The sequence below is a fragment of the Methanolobus chelungpuianus genome, assembly GCF_024500045.1.
Lineage (GTDB): Archaea > Halobacteriota > Methanosarcinia > Methanosarcinales > Methanosarcinaceae > Methanolobus > Methanolobus chelungpuianus.
This window is the reverse complement of sequence record NZ_JTEO01000002.1, coordinates 1-21,636: the sequence shown is the minus strand read 5'-3', so window position 1 is coordinate 21,636 and position 21,636 is coordinate 1. Positions and strand designations below refer to the sequence as shown.

Below are 21,636 nucleotides of genomic sequence, written 5' to 3'. Positions count from 1 at the left end.
ATGCCCGACTATATCAGACATCCCCTGATCAGGCCCAATGCTGTGGAACAGCGCCTCTACCAGCTCGACCTTGCCGGAAAAGCCCTGGGCGCACCTACGCTGGTAGTGCTCCCCACGGGCATGGGAAAGACCATAATAGCGCTTCTTGTCATCGCTTCACGCCTTGAGAAGGCTGGAGGGAAGGTCCTGCTGCTCTCGCCCACAAAGCCGCTTGTGGAGCAGCACGCATCTTTTTTGAAAAAGGTGTTGTTGATACCGGAAGAAGAGATACTCACGTTCACCGGGAGCACGAGCCCTTCTGCAAGGGCGGAACTCTGGGAGAAGGGGCGCGTCATCGTATCCACTCCCCAGGTCATCGAGAACGACATACTTACAAAGCGCATCAGCCTTGAGGATGTCACTCACATCACCTTTGATGAGGCACACCGGGCAACAGGCAACTATGCCTACACATACATCGCCGAGAGATATTTCCAGCTTGCAAAAGACCCACTCTGCCTGGGTATCACTGCAAGTCCCGGAAGCTCCGAAGAGAAGATAGCAGAGGTCTGCCAGGCCCTGCATATCGAGTCAGTTGCGGTGAAGACCGAATCAGACAGGGATGTGGCTCCCTATATCCATAAGAAGGAAATCGAATGGAAGCGCATCGACCTGCCTGCGGAGATGAGGGAGATAAGGGACCTGCTCAACAAGGTGCTTGAGGACAGGTACAAGAGACTTGAGGATGCGGGATACCCCATACATAATTCCAGATATGTATCCAAAAAGGACCTGCTTGCCCTCCAGCAAAAACTGCAGGGGGAGCTGAGGGGTTCACCCGATCCGTCCGTTTACACAGCCATCTCCATCATGGCCGAGATCATGAAGATAAGCCACGCGGTGGAGATCACGGAAACCCAGGGCCTGGGAGCCCTGCGCATGTACATGGAGAGACTGGACAACGAAGCAGGCTCCAAGAACGGAAGCAAGGCATCAAAACGACTTGCTGAAGACCTGTATTTTAGGCAGGCAGTGAACAGGCTGAAAGGCTGCGATTGTGAGCACCCGAAAATGGAGCATGTGAAGCACATCGTGCTGGATCAGATAAAAAGCAGTCCGGATTCAAGGGTTATTGTCTTTGCCAATTACAGGGACACTGCAGAGATGATCACCACCGCGCTTGCAGAGATCGAACTGATTAAGCCTATCCGCTTCGTGGGCCAGGCAAGCAAGTACAAGGACAAGGGACTTACCCAGAAGCAGCAGGTCGGGATCATCGAGAAGTTCAAGTCAGGGGAGTACAACACCCTGATAGCCACATCTGTCGCGGAGGAGGGACTGGACATCCCGTCTACCGACCTCGTGCTGTTCTATGAACCCATTCCTTCCGAGATCAGGAGCATCCAGAGGAAGGGCAGGACCGGGAGAAAGCATGAGGGACGTGTTGTCGTACTCATCACCAGAGGGACCAGGGACGAAGGATACTACTGGAGCAGCCAGTCCAAGGAAAAAAAGATGCTGAGCAATATGTCCGAGCTCCAGAACATGATGCCTGCCAGGACGGCGGAAAGCTTTTCCGACATCCCGGAAGCTGCTGACGGCATAGCTGGTACTGCAGACAGGAAAGAGCAGGTCACACTTTTTGATTTCGGGAACGATACCGTAAAAATTGTGGTGGACCAGCGCGAAGTGAAGAGCTCCGTTGCAAGGGAGCTGGAAAGAGCAGGTGTGGACATAATGCTCCGGACGCTGGAAGTGGGGGACTACATACTCAGTGACCGCGTTGCTGCCGAAAGGAAGAGCTGCGAGGACTTTACAGGTTCCCTCATCGAACACAAGCTTTTCGAGCAGATATCGAACCTTGCAAGGGCCTATGAAAAGCCGGTGCTCGTCATCGAGGGAGAGAACCTGTTCAACACAAGGAACCTCAGTCCCAATGCCATTCACGGTGCTCTCTCATCCATTGCGCTTGATTTCGGCCTTGCGGTATTCCATACAAGGGATGCACAGGACACGGCCAGCCTGCTGAAGCAGATAGCAAAAAGGGAGCAGACCGATGAGAAAAGGGATGTGTCCATGCACGGTAAGAAATCGTCCATGATGCTGCCTGAGCAGCAGGAGTACATAATATCATCGATATCTGATATCGGCCCCAAGGCTGCCAGGAGTCTGCTCATGCATTTCGGTTCCGTAGAGAACGTCATCAAGGCAGACTATGAAGATCTCCTGAAGGTAAAGAACATCGGGCCAAAGACTGCAGGCAGGATAAGGGAGATAGTTTCCAGTGAGTACAAATAAGGGAAAAGGGGCTGGCCCCTAGCTATCCCTTGAGGATGTACCTGGAGAGTATCAGAGCGTCCTTTTCATTTTCTCTATAAGAGAGATGCCGCGCTCGAGAATGTCCAGCGCATCAGACATCTTCCGGATATCGGCCTCATCCTGCATGGAGCGCGCGAGGGATACCATCTTCTGCATCAGCAGGTCTTCGAGTTCCTTTGCCGCCGACCCCTCCTGATGTGCAGGGGTCTTTTTCGGACCAGCTGGCACAGGAGTGGCTTCCTTTATATGCTCCTGAGCGTCGACAGAATGAGAGACGTTATGCGGAACTATATGCTCTGTCACAGGAGTGCCGATCGCCTTGATCGAAGGAGACGCTTCTGCGGATGTCTTCGGCTGCAGTCTTGTGCGCGGGTCATCAACTTCCTTGCATACGGGACAGAAGACATCCCCCTTATACCTGAACATGGGCGCCCCGCAACTATCACAGTGCTGTGCAAGCATCGTACCGCCGATCTCCAGCATCCTGGATATCATCTGTATTTTGTCATCGTCCATATCTGACATTGAATTACTCCCGGTTTTACGCAAAATATATACCAATGAAAGTCTTTTTATACAATATAACTATTTAGAAGTAACTTGAGCAACACTTATTTTCATTCTTAGCATCAAGGTGATCCACATGTCAGATTTTGAGCAAGTCATTGCGGAGTGCAAGCAGAAATTGGAATATATAGCCAATGATAACTCCGTTCCTAGAAATATCAGGCGTTCTGCGAATGAAGTTCTGGAAACATTGAGCAACGGAAAAGAGCCCTTATTCCTGAGGACCTCATCAAGTATATCCATACTTGAAGACATCAGCAACGACCCTAACATCCCTGTCCACACAAGGACCCTCATCTGGGATGTAGCCAGCCAGCTTGAAACTATCCCTGTTGACGAATAAGGGATAACATTTTTTTCCTTCGGGCTTCCGGCCACGGCCTGCCTGCTTAGGGCTGTCTCAATTAACAGTAGCATCTTCTGCAAAAATGTATATACTAAGCTGCAGATGGGAGATGGGGTTTACATGATCGGTAAGATCTCCGACAGGATAAGGGATAATTTTGAGAAGAAGGATGCTGCAAGGGAAAAAAGCCTGGCGGTATCAAGGGATGTTGTGCGCAACTGCAGAACAGCCATGTTCAGCATCCATAAAGGGGATTTTGAAAAAGCTTCCGGGCTGCTCGAGGATTCTGCAAACATGCTTGAAAACATCAGTTCACTGCTTCGGGAACATCCAGATATCTACCATGCAGGGTTTGTGGAACATGCGCAACAGGAGTATGCTGAGGGTGCTGTGCTGCTTGCGCTCGTGAAGAACAGGGGAGATGAAACGTATATCATCGGCCCTGATGAGCTGGGGGTCAGCTATGCAGCATATCTTAACGGCCTGGCTGACGTGGTGGGCGAGCTCAGGAGACATACCCTTGACCTTATAAGGAATAACAGACCCCTGGAAGGAGAGAAATACCTTGAGGTCATGGAAGACATATACGGATGTCTCATGATGTTCGATTTCCCGGACGCCATGACACGCGGGCTCAGGCATAAGACCGACACAGCGCGCTCGTTGATCGAGAGGACCAGGGGCGACCTTACAACAGCCATAGGGCAGCGGAGACTGGAAGAGTCCATCCGGGAGTTAAGGCAGTAGTTTGGTGCGGTGCTGAAATATAAATCAATATCAATTGACCCCGTTCATAGGATTTATTATTAATTATATGAGGACTATTTATGAGATTCAACCCTGATGAGATTAAGGAATGGGCCGGCAAGGATTTTGATCAGGCATGGACAGAAGGAAAAAAATTCATCAAAAGGTCGGGACTTAACGAGCAGTATCCCCACATGTCCCTGCGGTACGGCAAGCCGCACCCGATATACGAGACCATCTCAAGGCTGCGTGAAGCATATATGCGCATGGGTTTTGAGGAAATGATGAATCCTCTCATTGTGGATGAAAGGGAAGTCCACAAGCAGTTCGGCCATGAGGCACTCGCCGTTCTTGACAGGTGCTATTATCTGGCAGGCCTTCCGCGCCCTAACGTAGGGATATCCGATGAGCGTATAGAGGCGATAAGGGCAATCCTTGGGAACGTGGATGATGAGGCCATCGAGACCATCAGGAAGATCTTCCACGCATACAAGAAGGGCGATGTAGAGGGAGATGACCTGGTGCCTGAGATATCGGCTGCCATCAATATTTCGGATTCACTGATAGTCGAGATGATAGACCAGGTGTTCCCTGAATTCAAGGAGCTTGTGCCCCAGTCCACAAGGAAGACCCTCAGGAGCCACATGACATCCGGCTGGTTCATCAGCCTTTCGTCCCTTGCAGAACGTGCCAGCCCGCCCTTCCATTTCTTTTCCGTCGACCGCTGCTTCAGGAGAGAACAGGACGAGGATGCTGCAAGGCTCATGACCTATTATTCCGCATCCTGCGTCATTGCAGACGAGAATGTCACAGTGGACCACGGTAAGGCAGTGGCCCAGGGACTCTTATCGCAGTTCGGCTTCGAGAAGTTCATGTTCAGGCCCGATGACAAGCGCAGCAAATATTATTCGCCGGACACCCAGATAGAGGTGTTTGCGTACCACCCAAAGCTTGTGGGCTCGAAGACAAAGTACTCCGACGGCTGGGTGGAGGTTGCGACCTTCGGCATCTACTCGCCCACGGCACTCGCCCAGTACAACATACCCTTCCCGGTGATGAACCTTGGACTTGGCGTGGAAAGGCTTGCAATGATACTCTACAATGCAACCGATGTCAGGGAGCTTGCTTTCCCGCAGATCGCCCAGTACTCGGAATGGAGGATGGGAGACGATGAGCTTGCAAGGCTCATATATGTGGAGAACGTGCCTGAGACAGAGCAGGGGAAGGAGATAGCAGACTCGATAGTTGCAATCTGCGAAGCCCATGGTTCCACACCGAGCCCTTGTGAGTTCCCCGCATGGGAGGGTGAGATCTCAGGGAAGCATGTGAAGGTATCCGTTGTGGAGCCTGAGAACGATACAAAGCTCTGCGGGCCTGCGGTGTTCAATGAGGTTGTCGTCTTCAAGAACGATATCCTGGGAGTGCCTGACAACAAGAAATGGAAGGAGGCCCTTGAGAACCACTCTGCAAGGACAGGTGTGAGGTTCCTTGATGCCTTTGCTGCGCAGGCCGCCCGGGACATCGAGAACGCCATTGCCAGCGGCGAGAGTGAGGTTGAGACAAGGGTAAGGATAGTCAAAGTACCATCGGAGATCAACATCCGCCTCGAGCCGCTTGCGAACTACTACATCACCAGCAACAACAAGAAGATAGACGTGCGCGGTCCGGTATTTACAACCGTGAGGGCAACTATTGGATAAGGAATACCTGCGCAGATGGTTCGACCCGCAGTCCAGGAGTTTTAAGGAACTGCGGGAGCTGCAACACGAAGCCACCCTTATGATAGACCTGAGGGACGGCTTTCGTGAGCTTCGAACGGTTGCGGGCATGGATTGCTCCTATCTTGGTGATCGCATAATATGTGCGATAGTTGTGCTTGATTACACAACTCTCGACATCATCAAAAGGGAGCATGTGGTCCAGAAGGTCAGGCTGCCCTACATACCCACTTACCTGAACTTCAGGGAAGGATGCGCCATGGCCTCCGCTTTCGGGAAACTTGAAAAGAAGCCCGATGTGCTTATAATGGATTCCTGTGGCATCAACCATCCGAGAAGATCAGGGATGGCTTCCTATTTCGGCGCTGTCATGGACCACCCTACCATCGGGGTTTCCAAGAAGATACTATGCGGAGAGGCCCTGGTTCCGACAGAGGTCGGCGAGTACCATGAACTTGTGTACGAAGGAGAACAGGTCGGGTGGGTACTAAAGACCAGCAAGAGGAGTAATCCTATCATCGCATCACCCGGACATAAGGTTTCCATGCAGTCCTGTCTTGAGATCGTGGGTCACTGCCTCAAAGGACATAAGCTGCCAGAACCCACAAGGCTCGCACACCTGTACGCTGCCGAGCTGCGAGAGGAACTGAAAGCGGGAAAGGGACACCAGACTACTTTTAATGAGAATTACTGATAAAATGAGTGCTCAGGCAGCGACCAAAACCCGCTGCCTTAAGGATTCATTGCGCGTTGTAGAGAGGTATTTCCTCGGCTTCCACCTTTGAGACCTCGCCGATGCGGTTGCTCAGGACCTTGCGCACGCGTGCAATGCATCGGGGATCAAGCTGCAGCCGGAGGGTTGTCATCTCGCGCTCTTCATAATACATCTCCCCGCTCTGCAGCACGCGGAACGTGCTTATCTGACTTTTGAGCAGCTTGGCGACTATGCCCGTGTTGCCTCCTGTCAGGTCATCCGGGCTTGTGCGTGTAAGGAACACGAAATCTCCCGGCTGGAGGCTCATCGCTGCAAAGAAGTTGTGAGGGCTGCGGATCTCAATAGTGAGCAGGCGGTTCTGCTTCAGTTCTGAGATCACGTGTTCGGACATTCCCGTCAGTGCTACGTATTCTGACATGGTATCACCCATACATCGGGAACTCTTTCCTGGGGGTTACCGGCTGTTCGGTAGTCCTTACATCCTCGGCAAGCCTCTGCATTTCAATTTCTATCTTCTCCGCCTGCTCGATCAGGCTCTCAGTATTGACATTGAGGCCATAAAGAATGTTCAGAACATCAATGACAACAGCAGCTGCCCTTGGATCAGGGTTCTGGCTTCTTGTGGAGCCCAGCAGGCTTATAGCAGGCATGTGCCTTACGAGGCATTCGGACATGATACTTCCGGATATACCTGAGATCGTGCCCATCTGGAACAATTCGACTTTCTCCTTGATCCTTTCAAGCATCTCGGTATTTGTTGCAGCACCAAACACCTTATGTTCCTCGCTCATTGTTGCAATGCCTGCAAGCGAGACTATTTCCTTTACCTTGACGGACTGTGCCCACTCCAGGATGGCCTTGCTTATGTCGTAAGCCACAACAGGATTTACCGGGATATCTGAAACGATCATAAGGATGTTGTGTTCCTGGCTTTCGTATATCCTCACAGCCATGTTGATGAGACCTTCATAGAGGACAGCGATGGGCGGGAAATGCCTTGAATCAATGGAACCGATGTATTCCATTTTCAGCTCATCTATTATCTGCTGGCTGGCAATGTTCCCGACAAGCCCTATTCCCGGAAAACCCTCTATCAGGACAGGATTGACGGACTTGATGTCATTTGTGATAATCTTCACATTAGTATCTTCATAATCAGTCTCGGACAAAAAGATCACCTTTTGTTAGCACTAAGTTACTCCCTGATGATGATATATAGTTAACAGTAGATAAGAGCATCGTTTATCCGAAAAAATTAAGTACATTGCGATAAGCGAAGGAACTGTATCTAAAGGAACAGGTGATTGGATGGAAAAATCAATAACATATTTTGATGACGTGGGCCCGAAGAACACGGAGGAAGTGCTCCGGGCAGCAGCCTTAAGGGCAAAAGAGCTCGGGATAGAATATGTGGTGGTTGCGAGTACCACCGGCGAGACTGCCCTTAAAGCTGCTGAGATATTCTCAGGGCAGAAAGTAAAGATAATAGCTATCTCTCACCAGTACGGACTGAAGGAGAACGGTAAATGGGAAGTTGAAGAGGACAAGCTCAAAAGACTTACTGAGATGGGAGTTGTCATGACCACTCAGTCCCACATGTTCTCCGGTGTCGAGCGTGCCATCTCCAAGCGCCTGGGAGGTGCCAGCAGGGGAGACGTTATATCGGATACACTGCGTGCGGTGTTCGGCAAGGGATTCAAGGTCGCCATTGAGTGTGCAATGATGGCAGCAGACTCTGGACATATACCGGTATCCAAAGATACTGAGATCATTGCCGTTGGCGGTACCCGGCAGGGCGCTGATGTGGCCCTTGTACTCAGGCCTGCACATTCCTTTGATTTCTTCAGCCTGCAGGTCAGAGAGATAATAGCAATGCCCAGGGCAAAGGAAGACTGATCTACTTTATCCTTCTTTCATTTTTATCCTGCCCTTCCTCTTCACCCATGATCGTACCTTCCGGGAAGTCCTTTTCAGGAGGAGCGGATTTTGCTCTAAGTGAGTTGAAAGCAATTGTAGACTTGAGGATGTAAGCGGTTATCAGTACAAATAAGGCAAATACCGCAAGGGCAATTGCAAGAATAGTAAGTGGTTCCATAAAAAGGAAAAGGAGTACCTTGGAAGGTACTTTACTGTGGCTTCTCGTAGAGCTTGGTCTTTGTCATCAGCCTGCCGCCCTTCTTGGAGTGTGGCTGCCTGAAGACGCTGTCGTTGGCCTTCTCTATTTCCCTTGCCTCGATTGCCAGCTGTGCTGCTGCGCGCATCATCTCATGGCCTGCTGCGGCTGTGAGTGTGACCTGCTCGATCTCCTTGAGCATGAAGCATGCAGGGAAGTTGATCTTGGCGACCATATCGGCCATGTGGAGAGCTGCGAGACCCTTTGCCTTTGCATAGGGGTTGCTGAATCCTGCTCTCTCGATGCATTTCTCGGGCTTTGCGACTATGCGCGGGAGCTGAAGGTCCTTACCGGACTTACCTTCGTCCACCATTGCTGCAACCTTGTCAAGCTCTTCCTGGATGAGCCTTACGACACCGCAGGTGGAGAGCACTTTCATTGCGTCGGAGTTGAATGATGCCATCTCGACAGGGTCGAGGAACTCTGTCTTTGCGCCGATGAGCGGGTCAACGGTCATTATGATGTAACCGAATCCTGCTGCCTCAAGAGCCTCACGGTCTTCCTTCTTGGTCGGGCCGTCGGAAATGATGATACATGGTACGTCCTTGTATATCTCACGGGCTGCGGTCGGGCCTGGTGCGCTTGCATTGGGGCTGATCATCACATAGAAGTCTGCACCCCAGTTCTTGAGTTCTGCAGTTGCAGCTGCCTCATCTTTACCCATTTTTGGACCTGTACCGAAAACGCGAACGGAGATACCTTCTCTTGCTGCGATCTCATCCTGTACCAGATCGATAACCTGGCTCATACCAAGATTACCTAACTTGATAAATCCAATCTTTGCCATGAAAAATCACCGTATTGCAATGGGCAGTGTAGCATATATTACTTTTGGAAAAACAGCGAGGTATCCAGGAAGGCAAAAGGGCATATAAGGGAAAGATTTAAGTTAGTGTCCGAAAACCTTAAAAGTAATGTGGCATATTTCACATCAATCTCGGCACTTATATACTGTTTCACAACGGGATTAAAAGCTTAGGTTTGATCGTGTGAGTGATGCTTGCAATTCTCAGGAAAGGGTAAAGTTAGTGGTTTTTGACATGGACAGCACCTTAATTGATGCTGAGACCATTGATGAACTTGCAGCGGTAGCTGGGGTTGGACATAAGGTAGCCATGATCACAGAAATGGCTATGAATGGAAAACTCGAGTATTCACAGGCCCTTAATGAGAGGGTAAGGCTTCTGAAGGGACTTCCGGTTCAGAAGGCGCAGGAAGCCCTGGACAGGATGCCTTTTATGCCAGGAGCACACGAACTGGTCAGATTCTTCAAATCCCGGGGTTACAAGACCGCCATGATATCCGGTGGGTTCACCCTTGCCACTGAAAGGGTGGGTAATGCACTGGATATGGACCATGTGGTATCCAACGAGCTTATAATTAACAACGGCTGCCTTACAGGAGAGGTCACGGGGCCGCTTACGGGACGGGGAAACAAGGAACTTGTCCTGGAAGGGATCTCCCGTGAATATGGGATAGAACCTGAAGAGTGCATTGTGATAGGCGACGGGGCAAATGACATCTGTATCTTTAAAAGAGCCGGATATGCCATTGCATTCAATGCCAAGCCCATACTGCATCAATATGCAGATGTTGTAATTACTAAGAAGAACCTCGAGGCAGTAATTCCAGTGATAGAAGCGCTGGATGTGTAAAGCCAGAATCGTGCATTAGGAATGCATGAAATGCCAGCTTTTTTGCTGGATAGGGAGGATTAACAAGATATGTTCAAGGAACTGAACGACAAGAAGACTGAGCTTAAGAAGCAGTCAGAGGATTACAAGGTAAAGAGGAACGAACTCAACGCAGAAGCAAGCACACTGGCTGCAAAGCGTAATGAGCTGAACAAGAAGACCAAGGACCTTATCAACGAGGCGCAGGAATTCAAGAAGCTTCGTGACGAGAACAACGAGAAGGTCAAGGAATACAAGGTCATCCGCGACGAGGTCAACGCAAAGGCAAACGACATCTTTGCAAAGATCGACCTGATACGCAATGAGAACAACCTGGGCGGTCCTTCCATCAAGGACATACGCAAGGAGATCGACAGGCTCGAGTTCGCCCAGCAGACAGAGGTTCTCACAACAAGCAAAGAAAGAGAGCTTGTTAACAAGATCACAGAGCTCCAGAAGCAGTACGTTGCAAAGAAGGGACAGCTTGAAAGCAACCAGGAACTCAAGCAACTGCTGACCGAGGCCCAGGAGATCAGGGACCAGGCTTCAGAGCATCACAAGGTACTTTCCGAATATGCCCAGAAAGCACAGGAATACCATGATAAGATGATAACCACTTTCAAAGAGGCTGACAAGATCCGTGCAGAATCGGATGCCGCCCACAAGGACTTTGTAAAGTTCCAGGAAAGCGCAGACGAGCAGCACAAGCTTTTCATCGCAGCCCAGAAAGAGATACGTGACATCGACAAGGAACTCCGCAAGATGAAGAAGGGCGATGTCGACGGGAAGAAAGAGGCTGCAAAAGCAGATGCCCGCAAGGATGCCGAGGACATTTTTGATAAATTCAAGTCCGGTGGCAAGCTTACGACCGAGAACCTCATGGCTCTCCAGAGATCGGGACTCCTCAAGTAAGTTCAGCGTATCATGCGCACATACAGGGTGAGAATATCACCCTGGACATTACTTTTCTTTTTTTAAGAACAGGAATGGCAGACTCGTAGAGATGCTGATCCCATATAGCAGAAAAAGGGCTATTTTTCCAGTCCGAGCTTCAACTGCCTGAAATCTGCATCCCTCATCAGACACGGACCTGCAGTAAAAAGAGGGTCCTTGTATAACCGCTTCCAAACAGACCCCAGAGACTCCTTGTGGATATTGCCGTAAGGCAGCGGCATGCATGCACATGGAAGAATGTCGCCTTCAGGGGTTATGTGCAGCCATTTCCGTCCTGCAAAGCAGCCGAAGCGTTTGACCATGTGAGGTATCGGGAAGACCCTGGGTCCTTCCATATCTGCAACCTTCGCTACAAACTCATCGAGCTTCTGCAGGTCTTCCGCTGAGAGCACTTCATCCTTGTGATCCAGCCAGCGGCCAGTGGGCACTATCTGAAAGAAGGAAAGTTCGTGCACGCCCGCGTCCCTTGCAAGAGAGTAGAAGTCATCCAGTTCTCCGATGTTGCGCGGGGAGAGCACTACATACATGTTCACAAGCAGGCCCGCATCCAGGCCGTTACGGATAGCAGACATGGCCTCCCTGAAAACACCGGGACGCCCTCTCATGAAGTCATGTCCGGCCTCGGTGGAACTGTCAAGACTGACACTGAGCATGTAAAGCCCCGCATTTTTAAGGCTTGCTGCGCGCTCTTTTGTAAGGCCCACGCCGGAAGTGAAGAGTCCGGGAATTGCCTTTGACTGGTCCACATAACTGATGAGCTCCTCCAGCCCTTCATATACGAGAGGTTCGCCACCATCAAAGATGATCAGGGTTGTCCCGAGATCCTGCGCCTGATCTATAACGGATCTCACCACATCCGATGCCAGTTTTGCCTTGTTCCTTGTATCGGGCAGAGCGCAGTGGATGCACTTGTTGGGACAGTCTTCAGTGATCGAGATTGTGAGCTGCTCGGGAACGTAGCGGCCCCGCATGGCGCTCATCTGGCTTGATACAAGCCTGTCAAAGGCTTTGCTTGGAATAGGCGGCATCCATGTGGAATAGATGAGCCGGTCATTCCAGACCATCGACGGCCTTGTTCCTTCAAAGATCTCCATCATGTCGGATACGAATTTGCCAGCTATGGGGGAAACAAGACCTGATGTGCCCATACGCACCTTATTGTTCTCCACTCTGGCATACACCTTGAACAGAGGGTTCCTGTAAAAGAAATATTTCTTCTGCATGATTATCCTATAACTGACACTACTTGTTCCGCAGGATGGCACGATATGAGAGCAGAGCTGAGGGATTCTTCTTGATTATCATCCTGGATATCTGCACTGCCTGGTTGAAGGGTGTCCCGCCAAGCACTTTCAGGTCCTCGCCCTCAAAGACCTTCATCATCCCGTTTACCTCGTTATCACTCATTTTCCGGAGGGTCTCAAGGGCGAACCTTCCCAGGTAATACTCCGTCCTGTATGCCTCGTTCCACCGTCTCCTGTACTCCGACAGGAAAAGCTTTGAGGTATCGCCCTTTGCAATTGCCTCTGCCGCAACGTCACCACACATTTGCCCTGCATGCATACCATATCCTATACCGGACTGGGCAGCGGAGCCGCCGGTTATCATTACACCGTCTGCAACGATCTCGCCGGGAATTGCGACTATGGGGTCGCCACCTGTGGACCTGCTGATAATCTTCACTTCATCGAGTCCCTTTAGTTTCCTGAACCTTTCGAGCCAGGAATCAAAGAAATCGGAAACATCGGTACCCTGCCTCCGGGCGTACATGCCCAGGGTGGCCCGGTTGCCTCCGCATGGAGAGTATGTGGATTTCCATCCCGGTGCATGGTTGCCTACGTAATACTCGAAGTATTCAGGCTCACCAATGCCTTCGGCTTCGATCTCGGCTTCCAGGGACCAGGCAATGTCCTCCGGGTATCTGATGGGTTTCATGCCCAGAAGCGCGCCTGCACGGGAGTTGATGCCGTCCGAAACAATAACGAGCCTGCACTTCATCTTACCTCTGGACGTGCTTAACATGAATCCTCCCTCCGACCTGAGGACGTTGAGAACCTCGATACCGAAGCGGACATCTGCGCCTGCCGCTTCTGCCTGCCGGATGTAGAACTCGTCGAATTTCTTCCTGTCGAGGAAATAGGCTTCTCCCTCAAAGAGGACCTTCCTGCCCGAGAGTGCTATGATGTAGGCGCCCTTGAGGTTCTTGATAACGTAACTCGGGTCCACTTCCTCTCCCGTGCGGTCGAACATACCCTTGAAGAAGGTATTGGCCGGATGGGTGGGCACGCCTGCAGCTTCCTTTTTATCGAGCAGGATCACTTTGCAGCCTTTTGCGGATGCATTCCTCGCCGCCATCACTCCCGCCGGGGAAGCTCCTATTACTATGATATCAGCATCCATGTTGAACCTCTTTCCTGACTTCTCCTTTATACCTTACCACAATATACCGGAATATGCAGGCACAAGTAAACAGAGCACTACATCGAGTATGAGAGAGCCGAACATGATGCCCCTGTACCTGGAGCCCTGAAGGAACAGCCTCCCTCCTCGTGAAGGTGTCGGGCTGCGTATAAAATCGACAGACTGAGTGAGCATCCAGCCGCCTGCGAGCAATGCACCGGCAAAGAATACCGGACCCAGTTCTGCAGTAAGCCCGATAGCAATGGAAGCTATCACGCCCACAACCCACATGAGGATTACAAATTTCGAGGTCGCCGGCACGCCGAAGGTCACCGGGAAGGTAGGAGCACCCTTGGCACGGTCCCCCTCTACGTCCCTGGCCACACCCGAGAGAGTGAAACCCCAGTCGGTGAAGCACATCATCAGGCCAAGGAAGATGGCCGGGAGCGGCAGTATGGCACCGTAGTCGGGCTGCCTCAGGATCCCTGCAGGGTCGAATGCAAGCCAGATACCTATGGGTACAAGCCCGTAAGCGATACCCACAGGCACGAAGCTCAGGAAGGTGGCCCTCTTCGCAATAGCTGAATAAACGTTGATCGTCACCACTGCTATCAGGAGCACCACAAATGACTCGGGGTTAAGGTAAAGCGCAGCCGCCCCTGCAATCATGAACAGGAAAAAGGCATACCTGAGCGCCTGGCCCCTCCTGAGCCGGTTGGACACCAGCGGACGGTTGGGGAGGTTGATCCTGTCGATATCCATATCGCAGCAATCATTATACACATAGGAGCTGGTTATGGCCGCATACCCCCCTATCACCGCTATGATGAACGGTATCAGCGCAGGGAACGAGCCTGTAGCAAGATAGGTCGCCAGCAGAGCACTGGCCGCAGGGAGCGCAAGGTCCATGTCGGAGATCTCAGGCCTGAGAAGCTCGACATAAGGATTCCTTGTTTTTGAGTCAGAAGTGGAAACCACGTTATCACCAGAATTTATAGCACCTAATTTTCAGTATCGTATATTTAGTTTTGGAAAATCAGGGCGGACCGTGGGAGGGAGTGATAGGACACTTTACGTATCCTGCGAAATCGATTAACGAGTACGGTTTCCACACATTTCCTAATTCGCCTCCCCCTCGGCAACTTCCCTGATCCTCCTGATGATCGACGCCAGCCCGTCAGCCCTTGCAGGCGAGAGGTTCGACTTCAGGCCGATCTTTTCGATAAAATAGAAGTCGAGGTCCACGATCTCCATAGGAGGGCGATTGTTCACGACCTTCATCAAAAGGGACATGATACCCCTGGTGATCATGGCCTCACTGTCAAGATAGAAGATGAGCCTACCGTCCTCCCTATGGCTTATGATCCATACCCTGGACTGGCAGCCGCTGATGGAGTTCTCCTCGGTCCTGAACCTCGCATCCATGGGTTCAAGCTCCCTGGCAAATGAGATGAGGAGAGCGTACCTGTCAAGCCATTCAAGGCCCTCGAACTGCTTTATGATCTCGTCCTGAACGGCGTCCCTCATACATCCCTCATGAATACATCATCCTTACTTTCCCTATGCCGTCGATCAGGGCGTCGGCATCGTCCTTCGTGTTGTACAATGCAAAACTCGCCCTCACCGTACCTTCGATACCCAGGGTCCTCATCAGCGGCTGGGCGCAGTGATGGCCGGTCCTGACGGCGATACCCATCTTGTCCAGGATCATTCCCGTGTCGTAGTGGTGGATATTCTCAAGGTTGAAGGAAATGGAACCGCACATCTGTCCGGTGTTCCCGTAAACCGTCACGCCGTCGGTTTCCAGCAGCCTTTCCCTTGCGTAGGAATATACCTCATGCTCATCTCTTCTTATCTTATCCATGCCGATACCCTGCATGTAATCGATCGCTGCGCCTATGCTTATGGCACCCGCGATATGGGGAGTGCCTGCCTCGTACCGTAAAGGGGGCTTCAGGTATGTCGTTCCCTCAAGGGTCACCTTATCCACCATACCTCCTCCACCCCTTGCCGGCATGATCTCACTGAAGCGCTCGCTGGTGTAAAGCACGCCGATACCGGTTGCTGCGTACATCTTGTGGCCCGAGAATGCTAGGAAATCGCAGCCGATATCCTTCACATCTATAGGGATGTGCTGTATCGACTGCGCCGCATCCACCAGGACAGGGATGTCGTGCTCCTTTGCGATCCTGGTCACTTCCCTGACCGGATTGACGGAACCAAGGACATTCGAGGCATGGGATACAGCTATCAGTTTAGTCCTGTCTGTGATCTCAATGGAATCCGTCAGCAGGTCACAACCTTCATCCATGGGAATTGCCCTGAGCCGTGCTCCTGCAAGCTGCCATGGCACGATGTCAGAATGATGTTCCACGCCGGTGATCAGAACCTCGTTCCCCCTCAGGACAGGTTCAAGCGAACGTGCTACCTGGTTGATAGAGTCGGTAGTCCCCGCCGTGAATGTCACCTCTGCAGGCTCATCGGCACCGATGAAACTGCTGACCTTCTCCCTTGCCTCCTCGTACCTCTCACTGGATACTTCGCTCAGGTAGTGCACACCCCTGTGGATATTGCTGTTATCGGACCTGTAGAAATCGGAAATAGTATCGATCACTGAATTCGGTTTCTGGCTTGTTGCCGCGTTGTCAAGATAAACCAGCCGCTTCCCATATATCTCCTTAGCCAGTATAGGGAAATCTTTCCCGGGACCTGTCATACTTTCACCATTTCAGCAAGAGAGAACCATTTCTTATCATCAGTATATACGTTCCTCAGGAAAAGACCTGCAGCATCTGCCATTCCTCTTATATGATCCACAGTATATTTGTGGGAGTTCTCCGTGTGGATAGTTTCGCCTTTTTTGAAGATTATGTCCTCATCAAACAGAGGACTTGTGACCTCCAGATCCCTTTTTGCTCTAAGGTGCATCTCGATACGGGAATAGTTCCTGTTAAAGAAAGCGACATGCTCGAAATCATCAGGATTGAAATCCGTTCCAAGATGACTGTTTGTAACGTTCAGTATGTTCTTGTTGAACTGCGCAGTGATCCCCTGGCTGTCATTGTAGGCTCTCTCCAGCACATCGATATCCTTCACCATGTCCATTCCGAGGAGAAGCCTGTCTTCTCTCTTCATGACCCCATCCAGATCCTTCAGAAACTCCGTAGCTTTTGTCCTGTCAAGATTACCTATCGTACTCCCGAAGAAACAGAACAAACTCCTTCTCTCCCCTCTTCTCTTTCCAAGCATCTTCCTAAGATGCTCGAGGAAATCAGCATTGATCCCATGAAGTCCCATTTCAGGATATCTCTTCCGGAGGATGGACCCGGACTTCTCTATAGCTTCCCTGGAGACATCAACCGGGTAGTACACTATTGTCTGGCGGTTCTCTTCCAGAACCTCATCAAGAAATACGGATATCTTTGAACAGTCCCCGCTCCCGAGCTCTACGATGTCACAGCCCTTAAGTTCCCCGTCGAATTTCCTGGCTGTTGACCGCAGCAGCGGAATCTCGACCTTCGGCGGATAATACTCCTCAAGCGTTGTAATCTTTTCAAACAGTTCCGAGCCGGTGCGGTCGTAGAAGAAAGTGCATGGAAGTGTCTTTGGGTTTGATCTCAGGCAGCTTAGCAGTTTTTCCCTGATCGAGCTTTCGCCGACCTCTTGCATGAAATCCTCTATGATCATTCTACCGGCACACCTGTCTCAAAGGGAAGGTCATTATTACTCCACTCGAACCACCCGCCGTCATAGACTGCGGAATTATCCCAGCCCATAAGCCATGCGTTGAAGAATGCCTCACTGCCTCTCCAGCCGGTCCCGCAGTAGAAGGCATTGCGCTTGTCGGGAGTGATACCGAGCTTCCTCCAGTTCTCTGCAACTTCGTGGTATTCGCGCATTGTATGGTCAAGGTTCCTGTAGTTTTCCATATGGTAGGCATCCGAACCGCAGTCTCCGAACACCGCTCCCGGGATCCGGCCCTTTTTCTGTATATAGTTGTAACCGCTTACCTCTCCTATGTATTCCCGCCAGCTTCTGACGCAAACCAGGTTCTTGTCAGGAGATGCAAGGATCTCTTTTGCCTCTTCAAGGTCGACAGCGATCTCCGGTCTTTGCGGGGTATCGATCCCGAAAGATACCCTGCTCTTCCAGGCAGGCTCTTTTGTGAGCTCATAACCTGAATCAAGCCATGACTGAATACCCCCGTTAAGTATGCGGACATCCTTCACACCTGCATAGAGCATGATGAACGCACATCGCATGGCTCCCAGATGACCTGCGCTGCTTCCCGGAAACGGGTCCTCGCTCCTTGGGTAGGAGAACCTTCCGTAGACAATGACTGTGGTGTCATGTGATATGCCTGCGCTTTCCAGTGCTTCTTTCAGTTCTTCTGGGGAGCGACGGTTCCATGTTTCAGGGGACTCGAGAGAATTAGTATCAACGGATATTGCTCCGGGGATATGTCCCTGCTCGTAATCGGAAGGATTCATGTAGTGGGCGTGGCATACCACGAACCTGTCATTGCCATACTCAGGAGCGCTGCCCTCTGTGATCAGCCGGTTCAGCCAGTTGGCCGGAACCAGTTGCCTGTACCTTTCAAGATGCTCCATGGGCATATCCCTCTCCGCCCATTCTAAAAAAGAGCTGTAAACAGTCACATCTGGATAACCGGCCTTTTCAAACTGCCTTGCCACTTCCCCTGTCTGCTGCCTGTCGTAACCGTAAATGACCAGGGAATCTTCCGGCAGGATCCCTTTATTTCTGACGATCTCTATCCAGTCGATATAGTGCATCCATTTATATGGCAGTGATCTTGAACCTTTTATGTGGCCACCTTTTACCTCCCCACCTTCTTTCCAGCCATTGTAGGCATCAACCGATCTTATATCGATCAGTTTGTAATTGTCCATATCTACAGATAGTTCTTCAGTTGTAATTTCCCCTATTTTCCCCATAGAGGGATATAAGATTGCTCTGAATATATATCTAATTCAGCAGCTAGTGGCATAAAAAATATAATTTGGCAAGAAGAATAAGTAATATCTGGTTCCTGATATCTGCAATTCAGCAGCCAGAGCCGAGGATGCCCTGACGGGTCACGGAACTGATGATCCCCTACCCAGAATGTAAAAAAGTAAAGGTTAGGAATGAATTACTCGCCTTGCGGATAAATAACCTTGACATTATTCATTCCCTCCAGCTTTTTAAGGAGAGGATGCCCGAATCTCTCCTGTATGACAAGAGTGAACTCGGCTTCAGGGTTCAGTTCCACAAGTTTAATGGTATTAAGATAAGCCTGTTCCAGAGACTCGTAGTCAGGATTTCTCACGACCTCGGCATTGAGCGGGTATATCTCGGCAAGCTCCTGGGGGTAGGCGCCAAAGGGTGGCTTGAAGATAAGCACGTTGTCATATTGACTGTCCATCTTTCCCGGAGACGGGCGTATCAGGGCCGAGCCGCGAATGGTAAAGCGGTCGAGCTGGCTGGCAAACCTTAGCACTTCGGGACGTTTTGCAGATTCCGGGCCGCAATAGAAGAATGTGGACTTGGACGCAGGGTCCAGCCTCTCAAGCCAGTCTGAGTGGGTATACATCTGCTTGAGAGCATCCAGCATCCGCGGGTGTGAACGGCAGCGCTGCTCCACGAGTTCCAGGAGATTGCCTTCCCAGATGGCCTGTTTTATAGTGCGTATTTCCTCGAAGGTAACGTACAGGTTGTGCCGTGCAAGCAGTTCTGTTGAGTTGTGGGCTTTCCTGAGCTCCTCCGGGGAGTACTTCTGGCATATGGGACACGAGCATGGGAAGTATTTCAGGTCGTTTACCTGGTAGGTTCCCCTGTTAGTGATATATCGGCCATCCTTCGCGTATAGCGCATATGCTGCCGAGTCGAACAGATCACAGCCCAGTGCCACTGCCATGGCGAACATCATGGGATGGCCGGCACCGAACAGGTGCACGGGAGCAGAGGGATCAAGACCCTTCTTGGAGGCTGCTATGACATCAACCAGGTCTGCATAGCGGTATGATTCCATCAGCGGGACAACGGCCCCGAAGGGATAGACGTCAAAGCCTGTTTCGGAAAGGGTCCTTGCAGACTTCTCCCGGAGCTGCATGTAAGTGGAGCCCTGCACCGGGCCTGCCAGCAACATGTCCCCTGTCACGAGCTTCCTGGCAGCCTGCAGGCGTTCAATAGTGATGTCAAGTTCCTGGCTGGCACGTTCGAAGCTGACATCGGGAGGAGTTGGAATGTCCAGCGGTACGCCTATGTCGCTGCCTATCTTCTGCTGGAAATCTATTATCTGCTCGTTGGTGACCTCCACCTCTCCGTATACAGAGAGCTGGAAGGAACCTGAATCGGTCATTATGGGTCCGTCAAAATCAAGAAGTGCGTGAAGGCCGTCCTGAAGGGCTTTCTCCCTCAGTTCGTCCTTGCGGTAGATGATATAGGAGTTGGTGATCAGTATCTGCGCCCCGAAATCCCTCATCTCGGAGGGCTTTATTGTCTGGAGGTTGGGATTGATCACAGGCATGACCGTCGGGGTCTCGACAACGCCGTGGGGTGTTGTGAGCCTGCCTATGCGGCCCGCAGTGTCCTTGTGGATGATATCGAATCGTGATGACATATAGGGGACTAGATAAAGGTAAAGATATATGTAACTTCTTACATGAGACGCCCGGTGCACGATGAGTTATTATACTATAAGAAAAGTAATGGGGTTATATGTTTATGCGCAAATGCCCGGGAATTGATCTTGCGTTAGTTTTTACTTATCAATGCATGTTGAGAAGGTCGGTGTAACAGCTTTAATGAACACTAGAGAACACTCTGGAAAGTATACTCCTTATTCCCGCTTTCCCTAAGACCGGCTGATCCTCATGATCTCTATTCTGTGGCTATTCATACTTCTATGTCTCATACAGTCTGCTATCTTCTCAGGGCTGACCATCGGTCTTTTCGGACTGGCACCCCTGAGGCTTGAGATCGAGGCTGAGTCAAGGAACCCGTACGCTCTGAAAGTTATTGAGTTCAGGAGAGATCCTAATTTCCTTCTGGCGACTTTACTTTGGGGCAATGTAGGGACAAACGTGCTGCTGGCAATGCTTACTGACAGGGTAATGGTAGGAACTCTGGCTTTTGTAATGTCCACGGTGCTGATAGCCTGCTTTGGTGAATTGGCACCCCAGGCATATTTCTCACGTAATGCCCTTAAACTGGGTGCACATCTGTCACCTCTTGTTAAGATCTACAGTATCCTGCTCTATCCTGTCGCAAAGCCTTCCGCAATAGTCCTCGACTGGTGGCTTGGCAAGGAAAAGGTTGAGTACTTTAAGGAAAGGGCTTTCAGGACTATGATCATGAAGCATATGAGCTCAGCAAGTTCGGACATTGACAGGTGTGAGGGAATCGGGGCATTGAATTTCCTTTCTATCGATGACCTTGACATCAAGAAGGAAGGATCCATTATCCACCCGCTCAGTATTATACAGCTGCCCTTTGAGGGGGATTTACCAATATTCCCTAAAGTTGGGAGCACCACAGGTGATGATTTGGTGCAGCAAGTAGCAGCTTCCGGCAAGAAGTGGACAATTATTGTCAATGAGATGAACGTGCCAAAGATAGCTATCGATTCTGATGCCTTTCTTAGAGGGGCGCTGAGAGTTGACAGGGATTTTAACCCATATAGGTACTGCCATCATCCTATCGTGGTAACAGACCCCCTGGAAAAGATAGGGAGCGTCATTAATCGGCTGAAAGTATATCCTATAGATTCAGAAGATGATGTTATTGATCAGGATCTAATCCTTTACTGGAACAAGGACGATCCTGAAAAAAGAATCATCACAGGCTCGGACATCCTCGGCCGCCTGCTGCGCGGGATAGTTGTCAGGGTGGAGTGAACATCCTGCAACAGAGAAAGGATAGTCTGCTATCTACTTTATGACACATCTGTCTAATTGAAAGAACGGTTCCTGTGGCCTTGATGAAAGCAGGCCTTAAGACCATGTACAGCATGCGCTGCTACACTCAGAACAAAGAACAATCTC

At 50.8% G+C, this 21,636-nt stretch carries 22 protein-coding genes; 9 read left to right on the top strand and 13 right to left on the bottom strand.

What is annotated here, in order from left to right:
* Positions 1-2,277 carry a DEAD/DEAH box helicase gene (locus PV02_RS00985; protein WP_256621484.1) on the top strand — a complete coding sequence of 759 codons (2,277 nt, stop codon included), beginning with the start codon at positions 1-3 and terminating at the stop codon, positions 2,275-2,277.
* 51 nt (positions 2,278-2,328) lie between these two features.
* On the opposite strand, the gene PV02_RS00980 is transcribed toward PV02_RS00985, so the two are convergent.
* On the bottom strand, positions 2,329-2,823 hold the full coding sequence (locus PV02_RS00980) for an Sjogren's syndrome/scleroderma autoantigen 1 family protein (protein ID WP_256621482.1): 495 nt from the start codon (positions 2,821-2,823) through the stop codon (positions 2,329-2,331).
* 118 nt (positions 2,824-2,941) lie between these two features.
* Between PV02_RS00980 and PV02_RS00975 the strand changes: the two genes are divergently transcribed.
* The 4 genes from PV02_RS00975 (at position 2,942) to PV02_RS00960 (ending at position 6,370) form a co-directional block, all read left to right on the top strand.
* Positions 2,942-3,208: a stationary phase-response protein gene (locus PV02_RS00975; RefSeq protein ID WP_256621480.1), complete on the top strand. Its 267-nt coding sequence runs from the start codon at positions 2,942-2,944 to the stop codon at positions 3,206-3,208.
* 105 nt (positions 3,209-3,313) lie between these two features.
* Positions 3,314-3,958: a translin family protein gene (locus PV02_RS00970; protein ID WP_256621479.1), complete on the top strand. Its 645-nt coding sequence runs from the start codon at positions 3,314-3,316 to the stop codon at positions 3,956-3,958.
* An 80-nt stretch (positions 3,959-4,038) separates the two neighbouring features.
* On the top strand, positions 4,039-5,658 hold the full coding sequence (gene sepS / locus PV02_RS00965) for an O-phosphoserine--tRNA ligase (protein ID WP_256621478.1): 1,620 nt from the start codon (positions 4,039-4,041) through the stop codon (positions 5,656-5,658).
* Positions 5,651-6,370, top strand: a complete 720-nt coding sequence (locus tag PV02_RS00960) for an endonuclease V (RefSeq protein ID WP_256621476.1) — start codon at positions 5,651-5,653, stop codon at positions 6,368-6,370. The genes sepS and PV02_RS00960 overlap by 8 nt, the downstream gene beginning before the upstream one ends.
* A 46-nt stretch (positions 6,371-6,416) precedes the next feature.
* Here the strand turns inward: PV02_RS00960 and PV02_RS00955 are convergent, their stop codons facing one another.
* Entirely contained in the window at positions 6,417-6,809 is a 393-nt protein-coding gene (locus PV02_RS00955) for a DUF473 domain-containing protein (RefSeq protein WP_256621474.1), read from the bottom strand.
* Between the two features lie 4 nt (positions 6,810-6,813).
* Positions 6,814-7,560, bottom strand: a complete 747-nt coding sequence (locus PV02_RS00950) for a proteasome assembly chaperone family protein (protein WP_256621472.1) — start codon at positions 7,558-7,560, stop codon at positions 6,814-6,816.
* A 139-nt stretch (positions 7,561-7,699) separates the two neighbouring features.
* On the opposite strand from PV02_RS00950, the gene PV02_RS00945 reads away from it, so the two are divergent.
* Positions 7,700-8,287 (top strand): pyruvate kinase alpha/beta domain-containing protein, encoded by a 588-nt coding sequence (locus PV02_RS00945; protein ID WP_256621471.1) that lies wholly within the window; start codon positions 7,700-7,702, stop codon positions 8,285-8,287.
* A gap of 1 nt (position 8,288) precedes the next feature.
* Here PV02_RS00945 and PV02_RS00940 read toward each other — a convergent pair whose 3' ends face one another.
* Both PV02_RS00940 and PV02_RS00935 read right to left on the bottom strand, forming a co-directional pair.
* Positions 8,289-8,486: a hypothetical protein gene (locus tag PV02_RS00940; RefSeq protein WP_256621469.1), complete on the bottom strand. Its 198-nt coding sequence runs from the start codon at positions 8,484-8,486 to the stop codon at positions 8,289-8,291.
* Between the two features lie 31 nt (positions 8,487-8,517).
* Positions 8,518-9,351 (bottom strand): F420-dependent methylenetetrahydromethanopterin dehydrogenase, encoded by an 834-nt coding sequence (locus tag PV02_RS00935; protein WP_256621468.1) that lies wholly within the window; start codon positions 9,349-9,351, stop codon positions 8,518-8,520.
* Positions 9,352-9,553: 202 nt separating this feature from the next.
* On the opposite strand from PV02_RS00935, the gene serB reads away from it, so the two are divergent.
* Both serB and PV02_RS00925 read left to right on the top strand, forming a co-directional pair.
* Positions 9,554-10,219: a phosphoserine phosphatase SerB gene (gene serB, locus PV02_RS00930; protein ID WP_425438339.1), complete on the top strand. Its 666-nt coding sequence runs from the start codon at positions 9,554-9,556 to the stop codon at positions 10,217-10,219.
* Between the two features lie 69 nt (positions 10,220-10,288).
* Positions 10,289-11,149, top strand: a complete 861-nt coding sequence (locus PV02_RS00925; RefSeq protein ID WP_256621465.1) for a coiled-coil protein — start codon at positions 10,289-10,291, stop codon at positions 11,147-11,149.
* A 119-nt stretch (positions 11,150-11,268) separates the two neighbouring features.
* On the opposite strand, the gene PV02_RS00920 is transcribed toward PV02_RS00925, so the two are convergent.
* From PV02_RS00920 to tgtA, 8 genes are all read right to left on the bottom strand, one after another.
* Positions 11,269-12,414: a radical SAM/SPASM domain-containing protein gene (locus tag PV02_RS00920; protein WP_256621463.1), complete on the bottom strand. Its 1,146-nt coding sequence runs from the start codon at positions 12,412-12,414 to the stop codon at positions 11,269-11,271.
* A gap of 19 nt (positions 12,415-12,433) precedes the next feature.
* Entirely contained in the window at positions 12,434-13,591 is a 1,158-nt protein-coding gene (locus tag PV02_RS00915; RefSeq protein WP_256621461.1) for an NAD(P)/FAD-dependent oxidoreductase, read from the bottom strand.
* Between the two features lie 33 nt (positions 13,592-13,624).
* Complete coding sequence (locus PV02_RS00910; RefSeq protein WP_256621460.1) at positions 13,625-14,569, bottom strand: UbiA family prenyltransferase; 945 nt, start codon at positions 14,567-14,569, stop codon at positions 13,625-13,627.
* A gap of 141 nt (positions 14,570-14,710) precedes the next feature.
* Positions 14,711-15,118 carry a SufE family protein gene (locus PV02_RS00905; RefSeq protein ID WP_256621458.1) on the bottom strand — a complete coding sequence of 136 codons (408 nt, stop codon included), beginning with the start codon at positions 15,116-15,118 and terminating at the stop codon, positions 14,711-14,713.
* Between the two features lie 7 nt (positions 15,119-15,125).
* Positions 15,126-16,307: an aminotransferase class V-fold PLP-dependent enzyme gene (locus PV02_RS00900; RefSeq protein WP_256621456.1), complete on the bottom strand. Its 1,182-nt coding sequence runs from the start codon at positions 16,305-16,307 to the stop codon at positions 15,126-15,128.
* Positions 16,304-17,278: an L-histidine N(alpha)-methyltransferase gene (gene egtD, locus PV02_RS00895; RefSeq protein WP_256621454.1), complete on the bottom strand. Its 975-nt coding sequence runs from the start codon at positions 17,276-17,278 to the stop codon at positions 16,304-16,306. The genes PV02_RS00900 and egtD overlap by 4 nt, the downstream gene beginning before the upstream one ends.
* On the bottom strand, positions 17,275-18,546 hold the full coding sequence (locus tag PV02_RS00890) for a rhodanese-like domain-containing protein (protein ID WP_256621452.1): 1,272 nt from the start codon (positions 18,544-18,546) through the stop codon (positions 17,275-17,277). Before PV02_RS00890 ends, egtD begins: the two co-directional genes overlap by 4 nt.
* A 197-nt stretch (positions 18,547-18,743) precedes the next feature.
* The gene (tgtA, locus tag PV02_RS00885; protein ID WP_256621451.1) at positions 18,744-20,213 is read right to left on the bottom strand and encodes a tRNA guanosine(15) transglycosylase TgtA; all 1,470 of its coding nucleotides are present in this window, start codon (positions 20,211-20,213) and stop codon (positions 18,744-18,746) included.
* Between the two features lie 253 nt (positions 20,214-20,466).
* Here tgtA and PV02_RS00880 point away from each other — a divergent pair, with 253 nt between their 5' ends.
* Positions 20,467-21,489 carry a DUF21 domain-containing protein gene (locus tag PV02_RS00880; RefSeq protein ID WP_256621449.1) on the top strand — a complete coding sequence of 341 codons (1,023 nt, stop codon included), beginning with the start codon at positions 20,467-20,469 and terminating at the stop codon, positions 21,487-21,489.
* The last annotated feature ends 147 nt before the right edge of the window (positions 21,490-21,636 follow it).

Excerpts from the sequence above, each read along its gene's own strand:
- PV02_RS00985 (WP_256621484.1), top strand. The coding sequence starts at position 1 with ATGCCCGACTATATCAGACATCCCCTGATCAGGCCCAATGCTGTGGAA.
- PV02_RS00980 (WP_256621482.1), bottom strand. The coding sequence starts at position 2,823 with ATGTCAGATATGGACGATGACAAAATACAGATGATATCCAGGATGCTG.
- PV02_RS00975 (WP_256621480.1), top strand. The coding sequence starts at position 2,942 with ATGTCAGATTTTGAGCAAGTCATTGCGGAGTGCAAGCAGAAATTGGAA.
- PV02_RS00970 (WP_256621479.1), top strand. The coding sequence starts at position 3,314 with ATGGGAGATGGGGTTTACATGATCGGTAAGATCTCCGACAGGATAAGG.
- sepS (WP_256621478.1), top strand. The coding sequence starts at position 4,039 with ATGAGATTCAACCCTGATGAGATTAAGGAATGGGCCGGCAAGGATTTT.
- PV02_RS00955 (WP_256621474.1), bottom strand. The coding sequence starts at position 6,809 with ATGTCAGAATACGTAGCACTGACGGGAATGTCCGAACACGTGATCTCA.
- PV02_RS00945 (WP_256621471.1), top strand. The coding sequence starts at position 7,700 with ATGGAAAAATCAATAACATATTTTGATGACGTGGGCCCGAAGAACACG.
- PV02_RS00940 (WP_256621469.1), bottom strand. The coding sequence starts at position 8,486 with ATGGAACCACTTACTATTCTTGCAATTGCCCTTGCGGTATTTGCCTTA.
- PV02_RS00935 (WP_256621468.1), bottom strand. The coding sequence starts at position 9,351 with ATGGCAAAGATTGGATTTATCAAGTTAGGTAATCTTGGTATGAGCCAG.
- PV02_RS00925 (WP_256621465.1), top strand. The coding sequence starts at position 10,289 with ATGTTCAAGGAACTGAACGACAAGAAGACTGAGCTTAAGAAGCAGTCA.
- PV02_RS00920 (WP_256621463.1), bottom strand. The coding sequence starts at position 12,414 with ATGCAGAAGAAATATTTCTTTTACAGGAACCCTCTGTTCAAGGTGTAT.
- PV02_RS00915 (WP_256621461.1), bottom strand. The coding sequence starts at position 13,591 with ATGGATGCTGATATCATAGTAATAGGAGCTTCCCCGGCGGGAGTGATG.
- PV02_RS00905 (WP_256621458.1), bottom strand. The coding sequence starts at position 15,118 with ATGAGGGACGCCGTTCAGGACGAGATCATAAAGCAGTTCGAGGGCCTT.
- PV02_RS00900 (WP_256621456.1), bottom strand. The coding sequence starts at position 16,307 with ATGACAGGTCCCGGGAAAGATTTCCCTATACTGGCTAAGGAGATATAT.
- egtD (WP_256621454.1), bottom strand. The coding sequence starts at position 17,278 with ATGATCATAGAGGATTTCATGCAAGAGGTCGGCGAAAGCTCGATCAGG.
- PV02_RS00890 (WP_256621452.1), bottom strand. The coding sequence starts at position 18,546 with ATGGGGAAAATAGGGGAAATTACAACTGAAGAACTATCTGTAGATATG.
- tgtA (WP_256621451.1), bottom strand. The coding sequence starts at position 20,213 with ATGTCATCACGATTCGATATCATCCACAAGGACACTGCGGGCCGCATA.
- PV02_RS00880 (WP_256621449.1), top strand. The coding sequence starts at position 20,467 with ATGATCTCTATTCTGTGGCTATTCATACTTCTATGTCTCATACAGTCT.